The organism is Gordonia rhizosphera NBRC 16068 (genome assembly GCF_000298195.1).
Taxonomy (GTDB): Bacteria; Actinomycetota; Actinomycetes; order Mycobacteriales; family Mycobacteriaceae; genus Gordonia; species Gordonia rhizosphera.
Genome location: NZ_BAHC01000130.1, coordinates 1 through 15,099, shown reverse-complemented (window position 1 = coordinate 15,099; position 15,099 = coordinate 1). Strand labels below are relative to the sequence as shown.

General features: G+C 71.0%; 10 protein-coding genes and 1 pseudogene. 6 read left to right on the top strand and 5 right to left on the bottom strand.

Features of this window, described 5'->3' with window-relative positions:
• Positions 1 to 14 precede the first annotated feature (14 nt).
• Positions 15 to 4,280 (top strand): DUF3367 domain-containing protein, encoded by a 4,266-nt coding sequence (locus GORHZ_RS32260; protein ID WP_006334816.1) that lies wholly within the window; start codon positions 15 to 17, stop codon positions 4,278 to 4,280.
• On the opposite strand, the pseudogene GORHZ_RS30135 reads toward GORHZ_RS32260, so the two are convergent.
• Positions 4,163 to 5,398: pseudogene (locus GORHZ_RS30135) on the bottom strand (acyltransferase family protein); the annotation flags it as partial. The gene GORHZ_RS32260 and the pseudogene GORHZ_RS30135 sit on opposite strands and share 118 nt — an antisense overlap.
• Before the next feature lie 77 nt (positions 5,399 to 5,475).
• Here GORHZ_RS30135 and pgfA point away from each other — a divergent pair.
• Positions 5,476 to 6,663 (top strand): cell envelope lipid trafficking protein PgfA, encoded by a 1,188-nt coding sequence (gene pgfA, locus GORHZ_RS16450; RefSeq protein ID WP_006334814.1) that lies wholly within the window; start codon positions 5,476 to 5,478, stop codon positions 6,661 to 6,663.
• Here the strand turns inward: pgfA and GORHZ_RS16445 are convergent.
• A complete protein-coding gene (locus GORHZ_RS16445; RefSeq protein ID WP_006334813.1) occupies positions 6,593 to 7,846 on the bottom strand; it encodes a polysaccharide biosynthesis protein in 1,254 nt (417 codons plus the stop codon). The two genes, pgfA and GORHZ_RS16445, sit on opposite strands and share 71 nt — an antisense overlap.
• Positions 7,847 to 7,930: 84 nt before the next feature.
• Between GORHZ_RS16445 and GORHZ_RS16440 the strand changes: the two genes are divergently transcribed.
• Both GORHZ_RS16440 and GORHZ_RS16435 read left to right on the top strand, forming a co-directional pair.
• Positions 7,931 to 8,842, top strand: a complete 912-nt coding sequence (locus tag GORHZ_RS16440; protein WP_006334812.1) for an HpcH/HpaI aldolase/citrate lyase family protein — start codon at positions 7,931 to 7,933, stop codon at positions 8,840 to 8,842.
• A 15-nt stretch (positions 8,843 to 8,857) separates the two neighbouring features.
• A complete protein-coding gene (locus GORHZ_RS16435) occupies positions 8,858 to 10,561 on the top strand; it encodes an MmpA family trehalose lipid delivery protein (RefSeq protein WP_006334811.1) in 1,704 nt (567 codons plus the stop codon).
• Here the strand turns inward: GORHZ_RS16435 and GORHZ_RS16430 are convergent.
• Positions 10,476 to 11,666, bottom strand: coding sequence for a glycosyltransferase family 4 protein (locus GORHZ_RS16430; RefSeq protein ID WP_006334810.1), 1,191 nt, complete (start codon positions 11,664 to 11,666; stop codon positions 10,476 to 10,478). The two genes, GORHZ_RS16435 and GORHZ_RS16430, sit on opposite strands and share 86 nt — an antisense overlap.
• Positions 11,667 to 11,897: 231 nt before the next feature.
• Between GORHZ_RS16430 and GORHZ_RS16425 the strand changes: the two genes are divergently transcribed.
• Both GORHZ_RS16425 and GORHZ_RS16420 read left to right on the top strand, forming a co-directional pair.
• Positions 11,898 to 12,653 carry a TetR/AcrR family transcriptional regulator gene (locus GORHZ_RS16425; RefSeq protein ID WP_006334808.1) on the top strand — a complete coding sequence of 252 codons (756 nt, stop codon included), beginning with the start codon at positions 11,898 to 11,900 and terminating at the stop codon, positions 12,651 to 12,653.
• Positions 12,650 to 13,411, top strand: a complete 762-nt coding sequence (locus tag GORHZ_RS16420) for a class I SAM-dependent methyltransferase (RefSeq protein WP_006334806.1) — start codon at positions 12,650 to 12,652, stop codon at positions 13,409 to 13,411. The genes GORHZ_RS16425 and GORHZ_RS16420 overlap by 4 nt, the downstream gene beginning before the upstream one ends.
• 13 nt (positions 13,412 to 13,424) lie before the next feature.
• Here GORHZ_RS16420 and GORHZ_RS16415 read toward each other — a convergent pair whose 3' ends face one another.
• Complete coding sequence (locus GORHZ_RS16415) at positions 13,425 to 14,144, bottom strand: hypothetical protein (RefSeq protein ID WP_006334805.1); 720 nt, start codon at positions 14,142 to 14,144, stop codon at positions 13,425 to 13,427.
• Between the two features lie 30 nt (positions 14,145 to 14,174).
• The coding region (locus GORHZ_RS16410; protein WP_006334801.1) for an ABC transporter permease at positions 14,175 to 15,099 on the bottom strand (925 nt) is incomplete at its 5' end.

The following is a 15,099-nucleotide window of genomic DNA, read 5'->3' as shown; positions in this document are numbered from 1 at the left end:
TGTCGCGTCGTGGTGTGGTCGTCGCGGCGTCGTGCGCCCTGATCGTCGCGTTCCTGCAGTCGCCCGGCCGGATCGCCGCGGACACCAAGCTCGATCTCACGACCGACCCGCTCGGTTTCCTGGCCCGCGCCGCACATCTGTGGTCGCCGATCGCCCCGATGGGGCAGGTCCAGAACCAGGCCTACGGTTATTTCTTCCCGCACGGCGCATTCTTCGTGCTCGGTGACCTCTTGCAGGTGCCACCGTGGGTCGTGCAGCGGTCGTGGTGGGCGCTGCTGCTGACCGTCGGGTTCGTCGGTGTCGTGCGCCTCGCGGAGGCGATGCGGATCGGCTCCCCGGGTTCCCGCGTGCTCGCCGGGGTCATCTTCGTGCTGAGTCCCCGGGTGCTGACCACCATCGGTTCCATCTCGTCGGAGACGCTGCCGATGGTGCTCGCGCCATGGGTGCTCGTACCGCTGGTGCGGGTCTTCGACCGCGACGACGGCCCCGACGGGTGGTCGCATCTGTGGCACCCGGCCCTGCGGTCGGCGTCCGCGGTCGCCCTGATGGGCGCGGTCAACGCGATCGCCACCCTGGCCGCGCTCGGCGTCGCGGTCGTGTGGTGGGCACTGCACGCACCGTTTCTCGGGTCGACGACGATGGCCCGCTGGTCGCGGTTCGGCGCGTGGTGGGCACTCGGGCTGTCGATGGCGTGCGCCTGGTGGGTGGTGCCGCTGCTGATCCTGTCGCGGGTCAGTCCCCCGTTCCTGGACTTCATCGAATCGTCGCGGGTCACCACGGAGTGGACCTCACTGACCGAGGTGCTGCGCGGGACGAGTTCGTGGACCCCGTTCGTCTCCCCGGAGCGGGTCGCGGGCGCGGTGCTGGTGACCCAGCCGGCCGCCGTCCTGGCCACCGGGGTCCTCGCCGCGGCGGGGCTTGCGGGGCTGTGCATGCGGCATATGCCGTCGCGGGGCCGGTGGGTCGCGGTGCTCGTCGTCGGGCTGCTGCTGATGTGTCTGGGCTATGCGGGCGGACTCGGGTCACCGGTGGCCGAGCCGGTCCGGGACTTCCTCGACGGTGCCGGTGCAGCGTTGCGCAACATCCACAAGTTCGAGCCGTTCATCCGCATCCCACTCGTCCTCGGTGTCGCGCATCTCCTCGGCCGGGTGCCGCTGCCGCCCACCGCGTCGAGGCAGGAGACGGCGTCGGCGTTCGCCCACCCGCAGCGGTCGCGGCCGGTGGCCGCGGCGATCGTCGTCGTGGTCGCCGCGATCGGTGCCGGTTCGCTGCTGTGGACCGGTCAGCTCGCGCCCACCGGAAGCTACCGCGCGATCCCCGACTACTGGTCGGCGACGGCGCGCTGGCTGTCGGCGCACAGTCATCCGAGCGGCACGGCGGCGCCGGTGCGCAGCATCGTCGTCCCCGGCGCACCGTTCGCCTCGCAGCTGTGGGGCCTCACCCGCGACGAACCCCTGCAGCCGCTCGCCGACGACCCGTGGGCGGTCCGCGACGCCATCCCGCTCACCCCTCCGGGCGCGATCCGGGCGTTGGACTCGGTGCAACGCGACATCGCCGACGGCCGCGGCTCACCCGGCCTCGCCGCCACGCTCGCCCAACAGGGCATCGGCTTCGTGGTGCTGCGCGCCGACCTCGACCCCGACACGTCGCGATCGGCGCGACCGCTCGTCGCGCAGCAGGCACTCGACGACTCCCCCGGCCTCTCCCGGGTCGCGGTCTTCGGCCCCGACGTCGGGCCGGCGACGGTCCCTGGGGTGGTGCGCGACAACGGGTTACGCCCGAAGATGCCGGCCGTCCAGATCTACGCGGTCGACGCCGGGAATGGATTCCCCGGCACCGGACCGGTTCTCGTCGACGCCGACACCGCACCGCGGGTCGCCGGCGGCCCCGAAGCGCTGGCCGCGATCCAGGAACAGCGCGCCCGGGCCGGGCTGCCGCCGATGGGCCCGGCCGTCCTCGAGGCCGACGCCCGCAGCGCGGGACTCGCCGCCGGTCCCGGCCTCATCGTCACCGACACCCCGGCCGATCGCGAAACCGACTTCGGCCGCGTCGACGACCACAGCTCCGCGATCCGCGCCGAGGGCGACCCGCGGCGCACCCAGAACGCGGTACCCGACTATCCGGTGGACTCGCAGCCGCTGGTCCGCGGCCAATGGCTGCTCGACAACGAGCCCGGTGAGGTGCGCGTATCCGCATCCGGGTCCGCTTCGGATGCAACGCAGTTGGGGCAGACGTCACCCGCGGACGCCCCCGCCGCAGCCTTCGACGGCGACCCCGACACGGCGTGGGTGAGCAGCGGCCTCGATTCCGCCGTCGGCCAGTGGCTGCGCATCGACCTGACCCGGCCGCGCGAGGATCTCGCGGTCACCGTCACCACCCGCAAGGCGATCGGCTCGGACGTGTCGGGCATCCTGGTGTCCACCGAGGCCGGAAGCGCGGTCGCCCACGGCGTGAAGCCGGGCAAGCCGATCACGGTGACCGCCCCCAGCGGACCGACCCACTGGATCCAGATCCGGGCGATCGCCACCGCCGACGGGTTGGGGGGCAACCAGTTCGCCGTCGGCGAGGTATCGCTCACCGACCTGTCCTCGCGCACCCCGCTGACGATCCGTCACCGCGTCACGTTGCCGACACTGCCGGCCGGGACGGCGGTGTCCGGGTGGCTGCTGACTCAGGAGCTCGACGGCCGATCCGCCTGTGTCACCGATGATTCCGTGGTCCGGTGCGCCCCCGGACTCGGCCTCGCCGCCGAGACGCCCGGCATTCTCACGCGGGCGTTGTCGGTGCCGGACCCGACGCAGGTCGAACCGACAATGCTGTTGCGGCCCAAGCCCGGCGACGGTCTGCGGGAACTGCTCGCGGCGCCCGGGCAGGTGACCGCGGACGGCCCGGCGGCCGTCGAGGATCCGCGCGGCACCGCGTCCGCCGCGGTCGACGGCGACCCCGCGACGATCTGGACAGCACCCGAGACAACTCCGAGCCAACGACGAAAGTCCGACCCGGAGTTGGTGATTCATCTCCCTCGCGCCCAACGGGTGGAGCGGCTGCGGCTCGTCGTACCCGAGCGCTACCCTGCCGTGCCACGGCGCGTCGTCGTCGATCTCGGTACCGGCGAGCAGAAACGCACCGTCGGCCGCGACGGGGTGATCACGCTCGATCCGGCCGTCACCGACCGCATCTCGCTCACCGTGACCGAGACCTCCGACCTCATCGACGTGAACAGTCTCGGCTTCGCGCGGCCCGCCCCGGTGGGAATCGGCGAGGTCGAGATCTCCCCGGCCCCACCGGCCGGGCCGGCCGACGATCGTGTCGTCGAGGTCGGCTGTGACGCGGGGGTCGGGCTCACCGTGACCGGGCAGGCGGTCGCGATGTCGGTGCGCACCACCGCGGCCGCGCTCCGCAACGGCGAGCCGGTGCTCGCCCACCCCTGCTCGACCGCACCGGTCCGGCTCGGCGCCGGGGAGCAGGAGCTGTCGGCGAATCCCGGATCGGCGTTCACCGTCGAGCAGGTGTCACTGTCGGTCGTCGGCGCCCGATCCCCGGCGGCGACCGAGTCGGCGGTGACTCCCCCCGTCGTCGACTGGTCTGACACCCACCGGGCGGTGAGCCTGGACGCGACGACCCGCGAGCGCATCCTGGTGGTGCCGGAAAGCACCAGCCCGGGGTGGCGGGCGAGTGTCGACGGCGCCGAGCTGCGGCCGATCGTGGTCAACGGCTGGCAGCAGGGCTGGGTGGTGCCGTCCGGCGTCGGCGGCACCGTGTCGCTCACCTATCGATTCGATTCGCTCTACCGCTGGTCGTTGGGGATCGGGCTGGGTCTGGTGGCGGTCCTGCTCGTGCTGGCGTGGTGGCCACGACGGACGCCGAGGGCCGCCGCACCCGACACCGGCAGTCTCGTCGACGGGGTGACTCCGGCCTGGGTGACTCCGGCGTGGGTGACGGGGGCCGCCGCGGTCGGGTGGCTGGGCGCGTCCTGGCTGCTGACCGGATGGTGGGGCCTGGTGGCCTCCGCCGTGCTGGCGCCGGTGGTGTGGTGGCTGCGTCCCCAGGTGGGTGTCGTCGGGGTGTTCCTGGCGATGGTGCTCGCCACCGTCGGTCTGGCGAGCGGGCCGTGGCATGCGTCGACCGGCTACCACGGTTTCGCGTGGTGGGTTCAGTTGCCGGCGCTGATCGCGGTGGCGTCGACGGTCTGGCTGACCGTCGCGGACACACCCCTCGGTGCCGCGCTGCGCTCCCGGTTGCGCAGCCATCGTCGGGCGGGTTCCTCGACGAACGCATAGCTCGCCGCGGACACCCCGATCGTCAGTCCGACGGTGATCGTCCACACGAGCGGGAAGCGGCCGCTGAACGGCGCGATGCCGAAGAGCCCGAAGACCACCGCGAGCACCGCGAGGTGCCAGATGAAGATCCCGTAGGACCATCGTCCCAGCGCCAACATCACCCGCGAGGTGAGCAGCCGAAACGGACCCGACGAGCACACGAGCGGCGCCAGCAGCGCGTATCCGCACAGCGCGCCGAGGACCATCTTGACGACGAACTGCCACGCGGACAGATCCCCGAGCCCGGTCGGCCCGGCCAGTGGTGTGCACGCCAGCCCGTAGGCGACGACGAGCAGCGCGAACATCGGCACCCGGCGTGCGCTCACGCCGGCGAGCAGCCGCATCCAGCGCGGCGGGCGGTGATCGTCGAACTCGATCGCGCCGATCAGCTCCGCGAGCACGAGTCCGGCGAGGAACCAGGGCAGGTGCCCGAAGACCCAGTTCTTGGGTTCCACGCCGTCGGCCACCGGCAGCGCGACCGCGATCCACGCCCACCCGAGGCTCAGCGCACCGACCGCGAGCAGTGCCGGGATACGCAGATTCACGCGGTGCGGGTCGTCGGCGCGGACGCGCAGCCGCAGCAGCCCGTAACCGAGCAGCGGGAGCAGCGCGTAAAACGCGACCTCGACCGACAGGCTCCACATCTGGGTGAGCCCGGCGGTCAACGAGAGCGGGACGAAGACCTGAGTCAGTGTGAGGTTCGCCAGCCACACGGTCAGATCGGCCCCCTTGGCGTCGGGCAGCAACGTCAGGACGATCGCGACCACCACGACGTACGCCGGCCAGATACGGATGATGCGGTGGCTGAGGTAGCGCCGCACCGACGGGGTCGGCGTGCGGGCATGTGCGGCCGCGACCCATGGACGCCACAGCAGGAAGCCGGAGAGTCCGAAGAAGAGCGCCACCGCGAGGTCGAGTCGGCCGAGGACCGGCCCGACGACGGGCAGCTCCACCGCCCGGGTCTGGAAGGCCACGTGCGTGGTGAGAACCCCGATCGCGGCGAGCGCACGCATCCCCTCGAGCTGGGGAAAGAATCGTCGGACCTCGTGCGCGACGTCGGGGAGGCGGGTGGCGCTCATCGTGGGTGACAGCGTACCGTCGCGCCGCGCGTCGACCGGCACGAACGCCCGACGACTCTGACCAGTACCCTCCCCCTATGCCGTCACCCGGGCCGAGTCGCTTCTCGACCGGCGACCTCATCGGACCGCTGCTGGTCTTCCTCGGCGGGTTCCTGCTCGCAGCGGCACTCGCGCTGCCGACCCTGTACGTCGACACGCTGCGAACCATTCCGCTGAGCACCGACGTCACCACCGTCGCCCCCGCCAAGGGCACCGCCCGCATCCTGGATCCGTGTTCGTTGGGCACGCCGACGGCGCGGGTCGTCGACGCCGAGCTGACGCGCCAGCAGCGGTATGTCGCCGTCCGCCCGGCGGATGCCGACCGGGTGACGCTGCAGGCTGGGACGTCGATCCGGGCCGAAAACCTGACGATCGACGGGCGCGAGGTCGACCCCGACACGCCGCGGCCGGGCAGCGACGCAGCGACCGCCGACGGCGCGACACCCTGCACCGACCCGACCATCACGGCGGTCCGCGACCGCATCACGCTCAACCGGGCCTCCGCCGAACCCGACCTCATCAGCGGGGCCGGCGACCAGCCGGGCAGTTCGGAGATCCAGTACGACAGCAATACCGCGCCGGTGCGGGTACCGGACCGTCACGGCTATACCTACCTGCTGCCGTTCGGCGTGACCGAATCCGACCATGTCTACTTCGACATCACGACGCGGCACGCGGTGGATCTGCGCTACTCCGGCGAGACGACGGTTCACGGCCGCGACGCCGCCCGGTTCGTCGCCGACATCCCGGACACCGATCTGCACCAGATCGGCTCGGGCAGCGCCGACGGCACACCCCCGACGATGATCACGCGCCCGGCGGCCTGGTTCGGTGTGCCCGGCGTCGATCCGGCGCGCGAGGTCACCGCGACCCTGCACCACACGGGGCGCGTCGAACTGGCCGTGGACACCGTCACCGGCACGATCCTCGACGAGCAGATCACCGTCGAGCAGACCTACCGGTTCACCGACCTCACCCTGCCCGACCACCGGCTGACCAATCTGCAGGCCACCTTCGCGTTCGACGACAAGACCCAACGCCGGCAGTCCGAACGCGCGACCGCACTGGCCACCCCGGTCACGGTGTGGGGTCGGGTGGTCCCCATCGTCGCCGCGATCGCGGGCGTGGGCGCGATCGCGGGCGGCCTGCTCGTCATCAATCCCGCGTGGCGTCCGCGCCGGCGGGCGACGTCTCCCTCCGACGCAGACCCACCAGCGTCGTCGTGACCGCGGCGAGGGTGGCCGCGACGGCGGCGGTGACCGCCAGCGCGAGGATGGTGTCGACAACGGTGAGGATGACCGCGGACTCCACCGCGACCACCACCCAGGTCACCCACGACACCGCGGTGGCCCGGCGCGCGATCGCCGACAGCAACGCGACCTGCAGCACCGCGAGCATCGATCCGGTGTAGGCGAACACCCAGAGGATCGGCACCAACGGTGCGTAGTCCGCGCGCACCATGATCGGCACCAGCGGTCCGGCCACACCCGCCCCGACAGTGAGCACCACCCCGATCGCGGACACCACCGCGATCGCGTGGACCAGGGATCGACGTGAGGTCGCGGGATCGGCCAGCCTCGGATAGAACACCACCCCGACCGCCTGCGGCAACCAGAACGCCACCTTGGTGGCGATGGCGCCCAGCGCGTAGATGCCGGCGTCGTCGGGGGTCAGGACCGACCGCGCGAGCAGCAGGTCGATCGAGGTCGCGACGACGAGCACCAGTTGCACGCCCGACGCGCGGGCGACGTCGAGCAGGGTGAGTCCCGCGTCGTCGGCGGCGTCCGAGGCCGCCACCGCGGATGCCGCCACAGACGACGACGCCGACGACGACCGCACCACCCAGGTCACCAATACGGCCGCCACGACCCCGCCCGCCGCGCCGGCCGCCAGCACTCCGGCCGGCGAGGCACCCGCGGCGATCGCGATCAGCATCGGGACGTTACGCAGCACGCCGACCGCCGCCAGCATCCACGCGAGCAGCCGAAACGCGCCACGCCCCTGCAGCACACCCAGACCGGCGTAGATCAGCGTCAACATCGGCGCCGACGCCAACGAGGCCAGCGCCGTCGTGACACCCAACGACGCGACCGCGGCGAGCATCGGCGCCGCCACGACCACCAGGCCCCCGACGATGACGACGGTCTGCACCGTGACCCGACGAATCCGCGCCGGATCGGCGCGGTGCACCACGGCGCGCGCCACGACCGCCTGCAGCGCGAGCGCGGCCACCCCGAGCACCAGGATCGCGGACAGGCCGACCGCGAGTTCTCCGTATTCGGCGGTGCTGCTCCACCACCGACTCGCCGCGAGGTGGATCAGGTAGGCGAAGGCATTGGCAACCATCGTCCCCGCGGCCACCCATCCGAGCGCACCGGCGAGCGCCGCACCCCCGGTCTGCTCAGCCATGCGATCAAGTGTGCACGTCGACGGGCCCGCGGCGTGGGAGGGTTGCTTTTGCACGCGATGACACCAATAGGCAACGATGGTGACGTGTACGACCAGAACACGATCGCCGATGACGGCCCCGTCGGATTCCGCATCGATCCGGTGCTGGCACGCAGCTGGCTGCTGGTGAACGGTGCCCAGGCCAACCGCTTCGAGGCGGCCGTACGGTCGCGTGCCGACATCGTCATCCTCGACATCGAGGATGCGGTGGCGCCCAAGGACAAGCTCGCCGCGCGGGAGAACGTGGTGAACTGGATGAACCAGGGACATTCCGACTGGGTCCGGGTCAACGGTTTCGGGACCCCGTGGTGGGCCGACGATCTCGCTGCCCTCGCCGAAACGTCGGTGGGTGGGGTGATGCTCGCGATGGTCGAGTCGGTCGATCACGTCACCGAGACGGCCAAACGACTGCCCGACGTGCCCATCGTCGCGCTCGTGGAAACCGCCCGGGGTCTGGAGCGGATCGGCGAGATCGCTTCGGCGAAGGGGACATTTCGTCTCGCCTTCGGTATCGGCGACTTCCGCCGCGACACCGGATTCGGCGACAGCCCGACCACCCTGGCCTACGCGCGTTCCCGATTCACCATCGCCGCGAAGGCCGCTCACCTGCCGAGCGCCATCGACGGTCCGACCGTCGGCTCGAGCGCGTTGAAACTGTCGGAGGCCACCGCGGTGAGCGCGGAGTTCGGGATGACGGGCAAGATCTGCCTGACCCCGGATCAGTGTCACCCGGTGAACGAGGGTTTGTCACCGTCGCAGGACGAGATCAGTTGGGCCAAGGAGTTCTTCGCCGAGTTCGAACGCGACGGCGGCGAGATCCGCAACGGGTCCGACCTGCCGAGGATCGCGCGCGCCACCAAGATCCTCGATCTGGCACGGGCGTACGGCATCGAGTCCACGCAGTACGAGGACGACGCGGTGCACGTCCCGGCGCCGTCGGACACCTACCACTACTGAGGTGGACATAGCGGCATGACCCGTTCACGTCTGCTGCCGCTGCTCTACGCCGTCTCGGCCGCCCTGAGCGCGCTGATCCTCGCCCCGATACTGCGCGGCGGGTATCTGCTCTACCGGGATGCGGTCTCGACGCCCCGATCGTTCGTCACCGACACGACAGTGGGGCTCGGCGGTACGGCACCCCGCGCGGTGCCGCAGGACTGGGTGATCGCCGAACTCGGCCGCGTCGTCGACGGCGGTGTGCTCGTCGCGGTGATCACGGCTGCGGCGCTGACCCTGGCCGGGGTCGGCTATGGGCGGCTCGCGGCGCGGTTGGTGCCCTCGGCCGGGCGTGCCGGCGCGCTGGCGGCGTCGACCGTCTCGATCTGGAATCCCTATGTGGCCGAGCGGCTTCTGCAGGGCCACTGGAGCCTGTTGGTGTCCTATGCGACGCTCGGGTGGATCGTCGTCGCCGCCCTCGACGTGGTCGGCTCCCCCCACCCACGACGACGCTGGGCGCCGCTGGTCGCGGCCGTCTGCGCGGCAGGCTTCACCCCGACGGGTTCGGTGCTCGCCGGGATCGTGCTGCTCGTCGTCCTGGCCGCCCGACCGGCGGTGACGGAGCCTGCGCGCAACGCGCTGATCGCCGGCGGCGTCTGGGTTCTCGGCGCCCTGCCGTGGCTGACCGCGACCGTGGTCGGTTCGGCCCCCGCGACGACGGGCCCCGACGGTTTCGCGGTGTTCGGCATCCGCGCCGAACCGGGCCTGGGTACGATCGGTACGGTTCTGGGCCTGGGCGGCATCTGGAACGCCGACGCGGTGCCCGCGAGCCGTACGATCTGGTGGGCTGCGGTGGCGACGGCGGCGCTACTGCTGGTGATCGTGGTCGGCACGTACGCGTTGTGGCGCGAGCGCACCACTCTCGACCGGGTCGTCGCGGCACTGGCGGGGTTGGCCGCGGTGTCGGCGATCCTGGTCGCGGTCTCTGCGATCGGCCCGATCGCCGGGGCGCTGTCGCAGCTGTCGGGCACGGTGCCCGGAGTCGGCCTGTTCCGCGACACCCAGAAATTCCTGGCGCTGCTGGTGCCGTTCTTCGCGCTCGCCGCTGCGGCCGCGGTCGGCGCCGCCCGACGATGGGTGCCGGTGGGGTTCGCGCTCGCGGCCGGAGCGCTGCTTGTGCTCGCCCCGCTGCCGGATCTGGCGTGGGGAGTGGGCGGAAAGGTCGAAGCCGTGACCTACCCGGCGGATTGGTCGACGGTGGCCCGTCTCGTCACCGCCGACCACGGATCGGTGGCGGTGTGGCCGGTCGGCACCGTGCGTCGGTATCCGTTCACCGATCCGGTGTCGCTGAATCCGTTGCCCCGCATGGTACGTGCGCCGGTCACCGATTCCGGGAAGCTGACCGTGGACGGGGTCGTCGTCGACCCGGCCACCGGACCGGGCGCCGCCGTGGACCGGGTACTCACCGACGGTGGGTCACCCCGCGACCTGGCGGGACTCGGCGTGGGCTGGGTGGTCGTGGAGAACGCCTCACCGCCGCCCGCGCTCGCCGGGGCGGTGCGGCCGATGTTCGCAGGAGAAGACTTGGCACTCTACCGAATCCCCGGCGCGATCACCGATGCCCGCGCGTCGTCGACCGCCCGCGCCGCGGTCATCACCGCCCACGTGGTCTGGTCGGCGACCCTCGTTGTGACACTGGTCGTTTCGCTGTTCGGAGCACGTCGTCGAACACGCCCATGAAACCGTCGGCGGTGGCCGACCACGAATAGTCGCCGGCCTTGAGGTGCGCGTTACCGCCCAGGCGGGTGGCCTCGTCCGGGTTGTCGACGAGTTTGCGGGTGGCACTGACCAATTCGTCGATGCCGTCGACGAGCAGACCGGTCTGTTCGTGCTCGATGGATTCCTCCAGGCCGACCGAGCTCCGGTAGCCGATCGTGGGTACCCGGTGTTGGGCGGCCTCCACCACCGCGAGCCCCCAGCCCTCCTTGCGGGACGGCATCAGATGCACGTGGGCGCGTGCAAGGAGTTCGTGTTTGCGGTTCTCGTCCACGTGGCCGTGGAAGTCGACCCGATCATCGACACCCAGTTCGCTTGCACACGTGCGTAGCTCATCAGACCACCATCCGCCGCCGATGACGTCGAGCCGAACGTGCGGATGGGTGTGCCGTAGTTCGGCGATCACCGCGAGCGCATGCTCTACCTGCTTGTGCGGGACCAGACGCGACAGCACGCACAGTCGGGTCGTCGGGTCGTCCGCCGGCCCCCGGCCGACGCCGACCCGGGGTAGCGGATCGATCCCGTTGCGGATCACCGTGATCCGTTCATCGTCGACCCCGAGCCCCACCAGTTCCGACGCCGACGGTCCCGAGACGGTCACATAGCGATTGCGCCGATGCACCCGCGGGGACACCTGCGATTCGAGGAACCATCCCAACCGGGCGAGACCCCGCCCCGCGACGGGCCACTGTTCGCGGTGGCAGTGGTGGACCAGCACGACCGTGGGCGCCGCCGACACCAGCGTGGCGAAGAAGGGGATGCCGTTCTGCGTGTCGATCACGACGTCGGGGGCCGACGAACCCAGCCGCCCCCGACCGAACCGGGCGGCGACGATCGTCGCCAGCGCCCTCGGATAGACGGTCAGACGGCCCCCGGCCCGTAGGATGCGGATCCCGTCGCGGGTCTCCTGCGGGGCGGCGGCGTCGTGGGCCGCCGTCAGCAGGGTCACCCGCATCCCGCGGTCGACCAGCTCGGCCCCCACCCGCTCCAGGTAGCGCTCGCTGCCGCCGCCCTGCGGATGCGCGGTATCGCGCCAGCAGAGCAGCAGGACATGATTGGGCTCGGTCATCGCAGATCAGCGTATGCGAGAGGGGCGGAAAAAGGTTCCAGAAGCCTTACGTGGCGTCCCCTCCACGCCAGGTCCGACCTCTGGAAACCCTCGTCCTTCGAGCGACCCCCGTTGCGGCTACACTGTAGCCGAAAACGCTGGTGACGTCTACAACAGTTGTTGAGATATAGCATGACTTCGCCGAAAACACGTTTTCACCTCCACCGACGTGCTAGGAACACCGACCTCCCGATGACCGAACCGCCCGATCACCCGCGCCCCGTCTCCCCCTCGTGGTGGCCCCCGGCCCCCGGTGCGGATACCGCCGATCCGATTCCCGCCGGCCGCGGACGACCCCCTCTGCCGGTCGACGAGATCCTCACCGAGGCGTTCGCACTGCTTTCCGAGGGCGGAATCGAGGGCCTCGGAATGCGCGCCCTCGCGCGACGTCTCGGGTCGTCGACCTCCACGCTGTACCGGCAGTTCCCCGGCGGCAAGGACGAGTTGTGCGCGCGGCTCGCGGAGCAGGTGATGACCGAGATCGTCGATGAGATCGCCAACGCCGACCTCGGCGAGGACTGGGCCGAGATCGTCGAGCGGTCGGCGACCATCTCCTTCGACGTGCTGCGTCGTCGTCCGCATTCGGCCGCCTTGTTCGCCGACCAGGTGCACTTCGGCCCGATGGGTGTCGTGCGGTACGAGGTGTCGCTGCAGCTGCTGCTGGCCGCCGGGTTGTCGCCGACCGAGGCCGCGGCCGCCGATCACGCGCTCGCCCGACTGATCGTGGGGTACGCACTGCAGTCCCCGCAGGTCGCCTCGCCCAGCCGGTACACCGTCTCCGAGTTCTACGGTCGCCTCGATCCCGACGAGTTCCCGTCGGTGACGACCGTCCTGCCCGCGCTGCCGGAGGATCTGCGCGCGGAGTTCCTCTTCGCGCTGCGAACCTTCATGGCGGGGCTGCGTCTGCTCGCCGCCGACACGGCGGACGTGCCGGACGGAAGCCCGTGACCGCACGGACGCGCAGACCCCGGTTCGCGCAGTATGCGACGCTGTCACGCGCGGTGCGCCTGCTCAACGACTTCCGGTTCGAACAGACCGACCCGGCACGCTTCTACGGTGCGATCGCCGCCGACACGGCCGAGATGGTCGCCGACTGGCATCCGGCCCCGCTGACCGGTGCCGTGGTGCTCGATGTCGGCGGTGGCCCCGGCTATTTCGCCGACGCCTTCGACCGTCGGGGGGCCCACTACATCTCGGTCGAGCCGGACCCCGCGGAGATGCACGCGGGCGGTCTCGAACACCGGGCGACCGTGCGCGGCTCCGGGCAACATCTCCCCTTCGCCGACGCGTCGATGGACGTGACCGTGTCTTCGAACGTCGTCGAACACACCTCGGCCCCCTGGGACATGGCCGCCGAGATGTTACGGGTGACGCGGCCGGGCGGGACGGTGATCATCAGCTACACGCTGTGGTGGGGGCCGTTCGGCGGACACGAGATGGGCCTCACCCACTATCTGGGTGGGCACCGCGCGGCGCGCCGTTACACCCGTCGGCACGGTCATCCGCCGAAGAATCTGTACGGTACCTCGCTCTTCGCGGTCACCGCGGCGCAGGGATTGAGTTGGGCCGCGTCGACGCGGAGCTCCGCCCACCTGGTGGCGGCGTTTCCCCGCTACCTCCCCCACTGGATGTGGTGGGTGATGCGTGTGCCGGCCCTTCGGGAAGTGGCGGGCACCAACCTCGTGCTGGTCTTGCACAAACGGTGACTGCCCGCGCCACTCACCCGTTCGGGAGATTCGCCGAACAGGACAGCGGCCCGCCATTGCTCGTCGCCGACGACAACAGCTGTTCGCCCTGCAGGATGTTGCAGGTCACCGGTCCGCGTACGACGATCGCGGTCAGGTCGGCGACCCCGCCGGTGACGGTGGTCGCCCGCGACCACGGTGCGCCGGTCGCCGCGACGATGGTGTGCCCGTCGCCGTCGCGGAACCGCAGCGCGATCACGTCCCCACCGCCGGTCAGCTGGTAGACCACGGCCCCGGGCGCCACCGTCGATGTCGTCCGGGTGGTCTCCTCTGTGGTGGTGGTGGTCGTCGTCGTCGGGGTGGTGGACGACCCCCGGGTGCTGGGTGCCGACGACGATGCGCTGCCTGCCGAGGAGCCGTCGTTCCCGGCGCCGCGGGCGACCAGGACGCCGACGACGACGAGCACCACCAGTGCGGCCAGGGCGGCGGCCGCGAGTCCGATGGTCCGGCCACTGTTCTTCGAACGTGGGGTCTGCGGGGGCGGGGGCGGGGGCGCACCGTATCCCGGACCCGCCGCGCCGGTCGGCCCGTATGGCGGCGGGTTCTGATAACCCTCGGTGTAGGCCTGCGGTGTGCCGTAGGTGCCCGTCTGATCACCCGGCCCGTACGCAGCGGTCTCGTCGCCGGGCTCGAAGCGGCGCGTGTCGGGATGCTCGCGGTTCGGGTCCCAACGGTCGTCAGGGGGTCGGGTCATGTGACCGATTGTGTCATCCCGGTCGCGCCCTCACGCCTCCGCGATCGCCTCCAGCGGTCGGGTCCGGGCAGCGCGTACGGCGGGCCACAGCGCGGCGAGTACCCCGACCACAGCGGAGGCGACCAGCGTGACACCGATCAGGCTCCACGGCAGCACGGGCGTCCCGAGCCCCCATTTCGCCAGTGTCCGCACCAACGCCCACCCGATGACGGTGCCCAGGATGACCCCGAGCAGAGCGCCGAAGATCGCGATGAGCACCGACTCCAGGTAGATGCTGCGGCGCACCTGCGAGCGCAGCATGCCGACCGCCCGCAGCATGCCGATCTCCCGCTGACGTTCCACCACCGACAGGGCCAGGGTGTTGACGATTCCGAGGACCGCGATCAGCAGGGCCAGGCCGAGCATCGCGTACAGGGTGGCCAGCATCTGGTCGATCTGGCTGGATGCCGCGCTCTTGAACTGCGCGCGGTCTTGGACCTGCACAGTGAGGTAGCTGTCGGTGGCCTGTTCCAGACCCGTGCGGAGCGCCTCGGGATCGGTGCCCGGCTTGGCGGTCACAAAGACCGCGAAGCTCGACTGCGCCGATGCCGGTACGAGCTCGTTGTAGACCGACTCGCCGACCATGAACGGCTCGAGTGCTTCGTTGTCGCTGTACACGCCGGCCACCGTGACCTCCACGGTGGCGCCGGTCGCGCCGGTGAAGGTCACCACATCACCCCGATTCCAGCCCTTCGACGAGCTGGTCCGCTCGCTGACGAACATGCCGTCGTCGGGAAGCACATCGGAAACCCCGTCGGCCATGTTGAGGACGGCGACGTCGGCGATGGGCCCGCCGATCGGCGAGTACCCGGTCACGCCTGAGCCGTCCGCCCGGGCCGACAGCACATCCATCGAGACCGCTTCGGCGACGCCGTCCACCTTCTGCACGGAGTCGAGAACGGCGGCCGGGATGGGC

Bases quoted from the DNA above. Each gene is read 5' to 3' on its own strand.
- pgfA (WP_006334814.1), top strand. From the start codon at position 5,476: ATGCCGTCACCCGGGCCGAGTCGCTTCTCGACCGGCGACCTCATCGGA.
- GORHZ_RS16445 (WP_006334813.1), bottom strand. From the start codon at position 7,846: ATGGCTGAGCAGACCGGGGGTGCGGCGCTCGCCGGTGCGCTCGGATGG.
- GORHZ_RS16435 (WP_006334811.1), top strand. From the start codon at position 8,858: ATGACCCGTTCACGTCTGCTGCCGCTGCTCTACGCCGTCTCGGCCGCC.
- GORHZ_RS16430 (WP_006334810.1), bottom strand. From the start codon at position 11,666: ATGACCGAGCCCAATCATGTCCTGCTGCTCTGCTGGCGCGATACCGCG.
- GORHZ_RS16425 (WP_006334808.1), top strand. From the start codon at position 11,898: ATGACCGAACCGCCCGATCACCCGCGCCCCGTCTCCCCCTCGTGGTGG.
- GORHZ_RS16415 (WP_006334805.1), bottom strand. From the start codon at position 14,144: ATGACCCGACCCCCTGACGACCGTTGGGACCCGAACCGCGAGCATCCC.